This is a genomic window from Xanthomonas maliensis (assembly GCF_009192945.1).
Taxonomy (GTDB): Bacteria; Pseudomonadota; Gammaproteobacteria; order Xanthomonadales; family Xanthomonadaceae; genus Xanthomonas; species Xanthomonas maliensis.
In genome coordinates this window covers 1-11,144 of record NZ_NSET01000070.1, presented here as the reverse complement: position 1 = coordinate 11,144, position 11,144 = coordinate 1, and the positions used below count along the sequence as shown (strand labels likewise).

Genomic DNA, 11,144 nt, shown 5'->3' with positions numbered 1-11,144 from the left:
GCCGCGCAGCGCAACGGCCGGACCTATCTGTACTTTCCCGCCAAGCGCGCCGATGGCCGCTTCCTGATCGGCGTGGCAGTGGGCGAACGTCCCGAGGGGCCCTTCGTGGCCGAACCCGAGCCCATCGAGGGTGCTTATTCGATCGACCCGGCCGTGCTGGCCGATGACGATGGCGCGCATTACCTCTACTTCGGCGGCATCTGGGGCGGCCAGCTGCAGCACTATCGCGACAACCACTACGCTGCCGAGCATGACGAACCGGCCGATGATGCAGCGGCCTTGGGTCCGCGCGTTGCGCGCCTGCATCCGGACATGACCCGCCTGGCCGAGCCGAGCCGTGAAGTGCTGATCCTCGATGCCGACGGTCACCCGCTGCGCGCCGGCGACCATGCGCGCCGCTTCTTCGAAGGGCCGTGGGTCCATCGCCACGCAGGCCGTTACTACCTGTCCTACTCGACCGGCGATACCCACCTGATCTGCTATGCCACCGGCGACTCGCCGTACGGTCCGTTCACCTATCAAGGCGTGCTGCTCGCGCCGGTGGTGGGCTGGACCACGCACCACTCCATCTGCGCCTTCGAGGGGCAGTGGTATCTGTTCTATCACGACAGCGTGCTCTCCGGTGGCCAGACGCATCTGCGCAGCATGAAGATGGCGCCGTTGCAGCACACGGCCGACGGCCGCATCGCCACCATTCATCCCTATGGCCCGGACGCGCCTTCGCCCTGGTGACAGCGTGCACGTGGCGGCCGCCGCAGACCGCTGCCGATCGCAGGCACCAGACCCTGCAGCAGCAGGCTCCCCCGCTGCCGCCACGCAATGACCAGCAGACCGAAGATCGCAGCCACCGTCCTGCGAGCACGCGCTGCGCCACGCCGTGACGCGGCGCGGCGATGATGGCTGCGGCGACCTGCCGCGGCTGTCGATCTGCCACCCGCATGCGGCATGGCAACCGCGCGCAGGCACGCCCATCGGCACAGCGCATCGCGTCTCCGCCGCGCCGGGCAGCTGCCGTATGGCGACCACGACAGCAGGCTCACGGGCGCTGCGGTGCAATCGGTGCCCCACCTGCTCCCGCCACGCTCGGCATGCCCGCACCCACGCACTCCCACAGCGCATCCCGTCGACTCCGCTGCGGTCGATGCGGCCGATGCCGGTATCCGGCGTTTTGCCGTGGCCAGCATGACCGGCGGTGACGCGACAGCGCCACCCGCACGTTCGCCAGTCGCGGTGATCGGCGCCGGCCTGGCCGGCTTGCGCTGCGCCCAGCAACTGGCCGCGGCCGGGCGCGCGGTGCAGTTGTTCGACAAGAGCCGCGGGCCGTCCGGACGCATGAGCACACGTCTGGCCGAGGACGCCGCCGGCGCCTGGCAATGCGATCACGGCGCGCAGTACTTCACCGCGCGCGATCCGGACTTTGCCAGCGAGGTCGCGCGCTGGCAGCAGGCGGGTGCGGCAGCAGCGTGGGCCGGACGCCTGGCCAGCCACGATGGCACGCAGTTCCACCCTAGCCGTGGCGAATTGCAACGCTGGGTAGGTACGCCGCGCATGACCGCGCCGGCCGCACTGCTGCTGCAGGAACTACAGGCCTCGCCAACACCTGTCACGGTGAGCTTGCAGACACAGATCGCTGCGCTGCGGCCGAGCGCAGATGGCTGGGAGTTGCACGCCCTGGACCATGGCGTGCATCCGACCCGCTTCGCCGCGGTGGTGCTCGCCCTGCCGGCGCCGCAAGCCGCCGTGCTGCTCCAGGCGGCCGCACCGGCGTCGGCGGCGGTCGCGACCTCGGTGCAGATGCGGCCCTGCTGGGCAGTGATGCTGCGGCTGGAGGCGGCGCTGGCGCTGCCGTGGGACGGACTGTTCGTCAATGCCGGCCCGCTGCGCTGGTGCGCGCGCGACAGCAGCAAGCCCGGTCGCGTCGGTCAGGACACCTGGCTCCTGCATGCCACTCCGCATTGGAGCCAGCAGCATCTGGAGGCCACGCCCGAGACCGTCATCACTGCGCTGCTGGAGGCGTTCGCTGCGTTGGCCGGCCCGCAGGTCCGCGCTGCGCGCGCCACCGCCCACCGCTGGCGCTATGCCGACACCGCCGTGCCACTGCAGCAGGGCTGTCTGTGGGACCCGGCACTGCGGTTGGGCCTGTGCGGTGACTGGCTGCAGGGCGGCACGGTCGAAGGCGCATGGCGCAGCGGCCAGGCCATGGCACAGCAACTGCTGGCCGGGACGCTTGCGCCGTGATGCACACCGGGTTGCCAGCCTGCCTGCAGGATCCTGCGCGGGGCTGCGCTCGCCCCCCATCGCGACCTTTCTCCGCCGCCTTGCGAGCACGCCATGCGCAAGAAACACGATCTACCGGAAAAACGCTGCGTGCGCTGCGGCCGCCCGTTCCGCTGGCGCAAGAAATGGGAGAAGGTCTGGGAGCAGGTGCGGTATTGCTCCGAACGCTGCCGACGCACGCGCCCTGCCGCGGCGGCCGATTCCCCCACGGGCGCTCACTGATCCGAGCGTGTCAACGCGCCGACGCGCCCACGCCTCGCCACCGCCACATCGCGCTGCGAGACCGCCGACGATGAGCGGCGAGCCTCCAGCAGCGGCGCAGACCTTGCGCCTGGTGCTGGGCGATCAGCTCAATCCCGACCATGCCTGGTTCGATCAGCGCGATCCGGGGGTGGTCTACGTGCTGATGGAAGTCCGTCAGGAGACCGACTATGTGCTGCATCATGCGCAGAAGATCCTGGCCATCTTCGCGGCGATGCGCGACTTCGCCCGGCAGTTGCGTGCCGCCGGTCACCGCGTGCGCTATGTGCGGATCGACGAGGACAGCAATCGCCACGCGATCCCCGCCAACCTCGCCGCGCTGATGGCGCATTACCGTGCGCAACGGCTGGAATACCAGGCGCCGGACGAGTGGCGCTTGGATGCGCAGTTGCGCGACTGGTGCGCGGCGCAGCCGTTCGCCACCGCCATGGTGGACAGCGCGCACTTCTACACCACCCGCGAGGAAGTCGCGGCGCTGTTCGCCCAGCGCAAGCAATGGCTGATGGAGCATTTCTACCGCCACATGCGCCGGCAGCATGGCGTGCTGATCGAGGCCGACGCTGCGCCAGTGGGCGGCAAGTGGAACTACGACCACGACAATCGCCAGCCGTGGCCGGGCACGCCGGCGGTGCCGCCGGATGTGCGCCCGCAGCACGATCATCGCGCCTTGTGGTCGGTGATCCAGGCCGCCGGGGTGAACAGCTTCGGTGAGCCGCAGGCCGCACAGCTGCGCTGGCCGCTCAACCGTGCCGAGGCCTTGGCCTGCTTGCAGCACTTCATCGACCAGGTGCTTCCGCTGTTCGGCCGTTACGAAGACGCGATGAGCACAGCCAGCACGCGGCTGTTCCATTCGCAGCTGTCGTTTGCACTCAACACCAAGATGCTGCGTCCACGGGAAGTGGTACAGCTGGCCGAAGCGGCCTACCACGCCGGCACCGCACCGCTGCCGGCAGTGGAAGGCTTCATTCGGCAGATCCTGGGCTGGCGCGAATACGTGCGCGGCATCTATTGGTCGCAGATGCCCGGCTATCCCGCACGCAACGCGCTCGGCCACCACGCCCGGCTACCGGCCTGGTTCTGGACCGGGCGGACGCAGATGCGCTGCTTGCAGCACGCCATTGGCCAGTCGCTGGAACATGCGTATGCGCACCATATCCAGCGGCTGATGGTGATCGGCAACTTCGCCTTGCTGGCTGGGCTGGATCCGGCACAGGTGCATCAGTGGTACCTCGGTGTCTATATCGACGCCTTCGAATGGGTCGAAGCGCCCAACACCGTGGGCATGAGCCAGTTTGCCGACGGCGGCCTGCTGGCGACCAAACCCTATGTCAGCAGCGCCGCCTACATCGACCGCATGAGCGATTATTGCGCTGGCTGCCATTACGCCAAGAAGCAAAAGACCGGCGCAGGCGCCTGTCCGTTCAATGCGCTGTATTGGGACTTCTTCGCACGCCATCGGGCCACCCTGGGCGGCAACCACCGCCTGGCAATGGTCTACCGGCAACTGGATCGTCTGGGCGATCAGCACCTGGACGCACTGCGCGATCACGCCGCCAGCCTGCGGGCGAATCTGGAAGCGCTCTAGCGCAACGCCGACGCGTGCCTTGTCCGCAGGCAAGTGCCATGTGCGCTGTCAGCAGCACATGGTGAGTGGATATCGCGCTAGCGCAGCGCATCGTCGACGACATCGAGCAGGCCGATATGCGCCATCCGGGCTTCGACGCTGTGCGCGCGGCGCAGATGCTCGGGATCATGCAGGTCGAAGCAAGCGTCGACAGCAACGATGAGGGTCCCGTGCCGACCGAGTGGCAGCACGGCCGCCGCTTCCGGCAGATGCCTGGGCTCAACCGGCTGCGGCACCACGCCCATCCAGCCCAACCAGCGCCGATGGGCGAATAGCTGGTGCTCACCGGCATACATCGTCACGCCCTTGCCGGAACGCAGGCGCGCATTGACATCGGTTGCTGCGAACAGCACGGGCTGGCTCTGCGCGATCGCCCGCAGCGCGCGCTTGAACAGCTCGGTGGTGCCAGCCGCGCCATGCGCCGCGATGGGGTCATAGACCTCATAGGTCAGATAGCCCTGGTTGGGCGCGAAGCTCAGCAAGGCCCGCCCCGGCCGGAGCCAGGCACGGTCGTCGGGCGCGGTGCTCAGCATCGCGCAGAAGCCGCGGTCCTGCGCATCCATGCCCGTCTGCTCGGCGAGCACATCGGCCAGGAACGCGGCCTTGTCCTGTAACGGAATCGCGGGGCCGTTCCGCGTATCGGCCAGCGCGTACCAGGCGCGCAACGACGGGTGCACCGCGGCCAGCGAAGCCACCAAGGCGCATAGCCGCGCATAGCCGGCATCCAGCGCAAGCGCCTCCCTGGCGATCGTCACATCGATCGTGGCGCGGATCATGCCGCCGCTCATGGCGTGTACCGGCACAGCGCCGCATCGGCACGAAATGCGCGCACCGCGGCGATGAAGCAGCTGCGGTACTTGAAATGCCATTGCAGCCTGGACGGTGCGCCGGCCTGGGTCACGAGCCGGCGTTGGCGATTCTTTTGCTCCACCCAGCCACCGATGATCTTCTTCTGCACGAACGGCCAGCGCGGCTCGGCGTCGTCGGTGAAAAACTGGGCGTACTCGGCCTTGGCCTCGACGGCCGTGCACTGGCCGCGCCAGAAGCCGTCGAACCCGACGCCCTGGTAGTTCCATTCGGACAAGGTGATCTCGTTCTTGCCGCCGAGCAGGCGCAGCCTGGCCCGATCCAGAGCCGAGCCGCCGAAGGTGTAGCCGAAGCGCTCCGGCGCCGCGGCCAGGTTGGCGATCTGCAACTGGTAATCGAAGTTGGCGTACTGCCGCAGCCCGATGGTGTAGTTGGCGGGCACCATCACGCCCTGCCCCAACTTGCAGCGATTGCACTGGTTCTGGTTGCTGGTCTGGGAGCAATCGGTCTCGTGGGTGTCGACGCGCGGCGTCGCCTGGGTGTCCGGCGTCACCCCCAGCGCTTGCTTGATCCGCCCCCAGACCTGTCCCACGGTGGGGCCGCCAAGCGGATCGGGGGCCGACGGGTCCCAGTCGCCCGGGCGGACCACCGGCGGAGGCGGCAGCGGAATCGGGACGGCGACCATGCCCGTGCCCTAGCGATCGCCGGCGCAGGACGGCGGCACCCACCGCCCGATGCCACGGGCAAAGACCTTGATCACCTTCCACCTCCGGGCATGGACCGAATGCGAAGTTAGTATCGCTATCAATCAGCTTGCCACGGAATAGCCGGCTTGCCTAGTGGTCTCCAGGCCTGACAGGCATTTTCTAAGGAAATTCTTGGTTTTTTTCTAGAGCTGCAGCGATTGCCCAACATCGCAGCGACACTCGACAGTCGCGCTAGCTAGCAATACTTGCACTGCAGAATTGCCTCGCTCGGCGCTCGTCGCGGTGATGCGCTACCTAGCGATGCATTGGCGATATGCCTGGATTGCGCCGTGTCTCCTCCGCCCGGTTCCGATCGGCGTCCCCAGCGTGCGACACGCCGCCGCGGGAACTCCGCATCGGCGACAACGGCCTGCCGCAAGACGCCATCGTCGGACGCGACCACTCACTGCAGCGTGTTCAGCCGCGCCCGGCAGCGGCTGAACACGCTGCCCACGAGCACGTGCAGCGACAGCACGCTGCCAACGTCGTCATTGGCGCGGGTGTGTGCGCCGTCGACACCGTGATCGCAGCATCGTGCCGGCAAGCAGCTCGCCAATGTCCCTTGATCCGCTACTCCAGGCGCTGCAGATGCGGACATGCAGCGCTTGATCCACAGCCCGCATGCGCGACGCCACTGTCCGTGGATCGCTCGACGCGGCGGGTGCGACGAGCGATGCTCCAGCAGGCGGGTCGCTTCATTGCATCACGCTCATTGCGCGCGCTGCACTGCCGCTCCGATCGCCGGCCACGCATGGGCAGCGATCGATCGTGGCTGCCGCGAGGCGTCACGGCATCCAGATCAGATTCATCAGCTGCGGATCGGCGGTCACCTTGACCAGCTTGCCGCTGGGGCCGAACTGCACCTGGTACTCGGAGAAGCTGTCGCGCCAGTAACGCCACAACGAGGCCTCCAGATTGGGGTTCTCGCTGCTGATCGGGTAGCCCATCGCCATGATGACCTGCTCGCGGGTCATGTCGCCGGTGAGCTTGCCGTCGGTAATGGCCTTGCGGATCTTGGGCGGATAGGTCGCCAGCTTGAGCTTGGGATCGGCGCTGACCACATAACGGGCGGCGAAGGCGGTGTTGTCCAGGTCGCGGCTGTAGTCGTTGCCGATGGACTGCTTCTCGCCAGCGATCTTGAGGTTGACGCGATAACGACCAAAGCCGGTCACGCTGACCGGGGTGCCGACCGGCAACACGCGCTTGCCGTCCTCGGCATAGTTGCTGTCGCTGATCCAGCTGCCGTCGGTGCGCAGGTTGCAGCAGAGAAAACCGTCGTACTTGGCGACATCGGCCGCAGCAGCCAGGCCGGTGGTGGTCAGCAGGCTCAGGGCCAGCAGGGTGGTACGCAGACGCATGGGCAGACTCCTTTCTCCACGGCGCGGGCCGTGCGGTGACGATGATGACGAGGGCGCCGCCGTTTCCCCTGCGGCGCGCGGGCATTGTCGCAGCCTGCAGGCGCTTGGCAAGGGCGGGATACACCCGTCGCACGGGTTGTGTATGCTCGGCGCGTGGATGACCTGCTGACGCCCGAACAGATCGCCGAACGCGTCGCCGAACTGCGGCGCGTCCACCGTGCGCTGGACGAAGAGATCCAGCGGGTGCCGGCCAACATGGACGACGAGTTGCAGATGAAGCGGCTGAAGAAGCGCAAGCTTCAGCTGAAGGACTGCATCGCCAAGCTGGAAAGCGCGCTGATTCCGGATCAACCGGCCTGAACCGTTGGGCGATGCAGTGACCGCCTGTCCGCTGATGGACTGACAGCCGACGCTGACAGCACCGTGCGGCGCGGCCCAGGCGCACATGGCATCCGGGTCGAGCACATCCAGCCGGGCAATCCGCAGCAGAACGCCTACGTTGAACGCTACAACCGTACCATCCGCTACGCCTGGCTCGCCCGAACCCTGTTCGACACCATCGACCAGGTGCAGGACAAAGCCACCCGCTGGCTATGGGCGTACACCCACGCGCGTCTGAATATGGCTCGGCGGCATCACGCCTGCAATGAAGTTGGCGATGGCCGCTTAGCTCCACTTCTGGCGACCGCTAAAAGCGGGGGGATTACCGACTGGCGGCAGACGAGCAGCCGGCGTCCTCGGTTCCGTAGGAGCGCGCCCGAGCGCGACGAAGCTTTCCGAGAAGGCCCGTCGCGCTCGGGCGCGCTCCTACACCAAGGTTGACTGCCTGGCTTTCGACGATGCTGCGTTTGATTGTGCCCGTCGGCTATGGCGGCTCAGCCTGCGCGCAGCAGCACCTTGCCGCGCCGGCCGGGCTCGGCGCTGGCCGCAGCGGCCTTGGCGGCATCGTCCAGAGCGAACTCCGCTTCCACCGGCAGCGCCAGGCTGCCGTCGAGCGCGGCCTTCACCAGCTCGCCGATCATCCGCCGCTTGTCCTCCGGCGCAGTGGCCTGGGTGACCTTGCTGCCCCAGAAGCCGCGCACCGTGGCCTGCTTGAAGATCACATCGCCACTGGAGATCTGCAGGGGCTCGCCGGTCATCGAGCCGAACGACACCAGCTCGCCGCCTTCGGCCAATAGCCCCATCAGCTCACCGGCCGCCTGGCCGGCCACCGAATCGATCGCACGCACGATCGGCGCATCGCCGGCCAGCGTGCGTACCTGCGCCTGCCAACCCTCGCTGGCGGTGGACACCGCATTGCCGATGCCCAGCGCAGCCAGTTCCTCGACCCCGGCATCGCGGCGCACCAGGTTGATCACGTTGATGCCGCGGGTCGCCGCCAGCATCGCCACGGTTTTGCCGACGGCGCCGTTGGCAGTGTTCTGCACGATCCAATCGCCCTTGCCCACGCGCAGGAACTCGATGAGCATCAGCGCGCTCAGCGGCATGGCGATCAATTGGCAACCGCGCGCATCGTCCAGTGCATCGGGCAACGGCACCACCGCGGCGGCGGGCGCCAGGAAGAACTCGGCCCACGTGCCATGCACGCCAGCCACTGCCACCCGCTGCCCGACCTTCAGGCCATTCACGCCCTCGCCCAGCGCATCGATCACACCGGCCGCCTCGCTACCGCCGATCGCCGGCAACTCCGGCTTGTAGCCATAGTTGCCGCGCACCGTCCACAGATCATGGTTGTGGATGGGGGCACGCCGCATCGCGATGCGTACCTGGCCTTTACCGGGCTCCGGTGTCGGGCGGTCGGCGCCGTGCAACAGGGTCGCCGGATCGCCGAACTGGGTATGGATGGCTGCGCGCATGCGTTTCTCCTGCCGGGCTGGCCGCACGGCGGCGACACCCGATCATCGTCAAAGGGACCGCCATGCTAGAGGTCGGCCTGCGCGCCGGCGGTGAAACGAACGCAACCATTGCGTGAAATCGCTGACGGGCGCCAGGCAATACCCAACGCGCCGCGATCAAGAACGCGTCGCCACGCGCCAGGATCTGGGCGCCTGATCGCGCCCAAAGACATCATCGACGCTCGCACGTCTCTCGCCAGCAGCAAGCCGGCACGCAAGGCAGCGACGTGCAGCGCGCCACCTTCGGCTGGCATGAAACGAGGCAAGACACTGCGCAAGCGCATCGGCAGCGCGCTGCCGATCACCTCCCCCAGCGCGCCACGCCGAGCGCCGCCTCGTCGGCACGGCAGCAACTTTCTCAGCGCGCGCCGCGCACGGGCGGGCGTTACTCCGGGGCCACCCCTGCATCCGGCTTGGCGGCCGCCGGGCTGACCCGTTCGATGGTATGGCGCAGCTCGCGTCCCAGAATGAACTTGGCGTCCTTCGCCCACGCATCCAGTCGATCGTCGAACAGCAGCTTGCTGTTCTCGTCCGGCCACACCAGTCGCAGCTCGCGCAGCTTCTGGATGAAGCTACGGAACAGCGTCTTGTCGAAGAACTCCGGTGCTGCCGGTGCGTACAGCAAGCTCAGACGCTGGGCGGCCTGCTGGCACAGACTTTCCAATTCGCCGGCACCGAGCACGCCGGGACCATTCTTCACCAGGACCGAAATGGCGATGTAATACCGCTCGAAGGCTTGCTGCAACGAGTGACCGATCGCGCGCAGCCGGAACACTTCGTCGGTCTGCCCGGTATTGCGGGTCAGAATGCCACCATCATCGTCGGTGACGTTGAGCAGCAGGCCTTCGCGCACGAACATGTCGATGGTCTGTTCGATCCGCTCGGCGAAGCGATCTTCGCTCCACGGCAGGAACAACTCCGCCTGCAGGAACGGGTACACCGTGCGACCCAGCCGGATCAGGCCGGCGCGGCTCATGCGGCGGTTGTTCTGGAAGCAGCACGCCACCCACGAGGAGGCGGTGAACAGGTGCAGCACGTTGTTGCGGAAGTAGCTCAGCAGCACCGCGGTGTCGCCACTGACGCTGAGCACGTCGCCCAGCGGATGCGACACGCGCGTGAGCACGTTGATCTCTTCGGCGTGGGTGATGATGCGCTCGGGCGTGTGCGGGGTGACGGTGACGCGATCGGAATACGGCATCTCCGCCAGCAGCTTCTTGCACAGCTCGATCTGCGCGATCAGATCGGCCTCGCCCATCGCGTGCTTGGGCGTGGACAGCAGCGCCAGCGCCAGCAGGTTGATCGGATTGACGTCGGCCGCGCAGTTGATGCGGGTCTGGATCTGCGCGGCCAGGGTGTCGACCGCCGGCGCCAGCCAGGCCGGTTTCTCGTCTTCGGCCAGCGGCTGGCCATCCCATTCCGGTGCGTGGTGGGCGAGCACGTCGTTGAGCGCGATCGGCTCGCCGAAGTTCACCACCACCTGGCCGTAGTTCTGCTTGAGCACCTTGGGGATGGACCACAACAAGCCCCAGATCGACTCCTTTTCCTTCGGCCGGCCGGTCAGCTCGTCCAGATAGCTGTTGCCTTCCATCAGCTTTTCGTAGCCGATGTAGACCGGCTGGAACAACACCGGTTTGCGCGGCTGGCGCAGGTAGGCGCGCAGCGTCATCGCGATCATGCCGCCCTTGGGTTGCAACAGACGGCCGGTCCGCGAGCGCCCACCCTCGACGAAATATTCGATCGAGTAGCCGCCGGCGACCAGCTGGGCCACGTATTCGCTCAGTACCGCAGAGTACAGCGCATTGCCCTTGATCGAGCGGCGGATGAAGAACGCACCGCCCTTGCGCAACAAGGTGCCGACCACCGGCAGATTGAGATTGATGCCGGCCACGATGTGCGGCGGCACGATGCCGCGCTCGTACAACAGGTAGCTCAGCAGCAGATAGTCCATGTGGCTGCGGTGGCTGGGCACATAGACCACCTCATGGCCAGGCGCGGCCTGCTTGAGCTTGTCCAGGTGATGCACCAGCACGCCGGCATAGATGCGGTTCCACACATGGGTCAGCAGGAAGCTGGCCGAACGCACCACCGGGCTGGAATAGTCGGCGGCGATTTCCCAGGCATAGGCATGCGCCTTGCGCCAGGCATCGACCGGCTTGCTGTTGTCGCGCTTGGCCTG

10 protein-coding genes and 1 pseudogene are annotated in these 11,144 nt (G+C 67.2%); 6 read left to right on the top strand and 5 right to left on the bottom strand.

The window, feature by feature from the left end:
* From CKY51_RS20120 to CKY51_RS20105, 4 genes are all read left to right on the top strand, one after another.
* The coding region (locus tag CKY51_RS20120; protein WP_152249773.1) for a family 43 glycosylhydrolase at nucleotides 1-732 on the top strand (732 nt) is incomplete at its 5' end.
* Between the two features lie 450 nt (nucleotides 733-1,182).
* Nucleotides 1,183-2,238, top strand: a complete 1,056-nt coding sequence (locus CKY51_RS20115; protein WP_031338971.1) for an NAD(P)/FAD-dependent oxidoreductase — start codon at nucleotides 1,183-1,185, stop codon at nucleotides 2,236-2,238.
* Nucleotides 2,239-2,331: 93 nt separating this feature from the next.
* Nucleotides 2,332-2,499 (top strand): DUF2256 domain-containing protein, encoded by a 168-nt coding sequence (locus CKY51_RS20110; RefSeq protein ID WP_081641338.1) that lies wholly within the window; start codon nucleotides 2,332-2,334, stop codon nucleotides 2,497-2,499.
* A 70-nt stretch (nucleotides 2,500-2,569) separates the two neighbouring features.
* Nucleotides 2,570-4,123, top strand: coding sequence for a cryptochrome/photolyase family protein (locus tag CKY51_RS20105; protein WP_022971435.1), 1,554 nt, complete (start codon nucleotides 2,570-2,572; stop codon nucleotides 4,121-4,123).
* 77 nt (nucleotides 4,124-4,200) lie between these two features.
* Here the strand turns inward: CKY51_RS20105 and CKY51_RS20100 are convergent, their stop codons facing one another.
* The 3 genes from CKY51_RS20100 to CKY51_RS20090 all read right to left on the bottom strand — a co-directional run bounded on the left by CKY51_RS20100 (nucleotide 4,201) and on the right by CKY51_RS20090 (nucleotide 7,073).
* Entirely contained in the window at nucleotides 4,201-4,938 is a 738-nt protein-coding gene (locus CKY51_RS20100; protein WP_162141699.1) for an Imm52 family immunity protein, read from the bottom strand.
* An 8-nt stretch (nucleotides 4,939-4,946) separates the two neighbouring features.
* A complete protein-coding gene (locus CKY51_RS20095) occupies nucleotides 4,947-5,654 on the bottom strand; it encodes a Tox-REase-5 domain-containing protein (RefSeq protein WP_022971437.1) in 708 nt (235 codons plus the stop codon).
* 846 nt (nucleotides 5,655-6,500) lie between these two features.
* Nucleotides 6,501-7,073: a hypothetical protein gene (locus CKY51_RS20090; RefSeq protein ID WP_022971439.1), complete on the bottom strand. Its 573-nt coding sequence runs from the start codon at nucleotides 7,071-7,073 to the stop codon at nucleotides 6,501-6,503.
* 138 nt (nucleotides 7,074-7,211) lie between these two features.
* Here CKY51_RS20090 and CKY51_RS20085 point away from each other — a divergent pair, with 138 nt between their 5' ends.
* Together CKY51_RS20085 and CKY51_RS20080 are read left to right on the top strand one after the other, a co-directional pair.
* Nucleotides 7,212-7,433, top strand: coding sequence for a YdcH family protein (locus tag CKY51_RS20085; RefSeq protein WP_022971440.1), 222 nt, complete (start codon nucleotides 7,212-7,214; stop codon nucleotides 7,431-7,433).
* 87 nt (nucleotides 7,434-7,520) lie between these two features.
* Nucleotides 7,521-7,743 (top strand): annotated as a pseudogene (locus CKY51_RS20080) (integrase core domain-containing protein); the annotation flags it as partial.
* A gap of 205 nt (nucleotides 7,744-7,948) precedes the next feature.
* On the opposite strand, the gene CKY51_RS20070 reads toward CKY51_RS20080, so the two are convergent.
* Nucleotides 7,949-8,929 carry a zinc-binding dehydrogenase gene (locus tag CKY51_RS20070; protein WP_022971441.1) on the bottom strand — a complete coding sequence of 327 codons (981 nt, stop codon included), beginning with the start codon at nucleotides 8,927-8,929 and terminating at the stop codon, nucleotides 7,949-7,951.
* A gap of 424 nt (nucleotides 8,930-9,353) precedes the next feature.
* On the bottom strand, nucleotides 9,354-11,144 hold a 1,791-nt coding region (gene plsB, locus CKY51_RS20065), incomplete at its 5' end, for a glycerol-3-phosphate 1-O-acyltransferase PlsB (protein WP_152249771.1).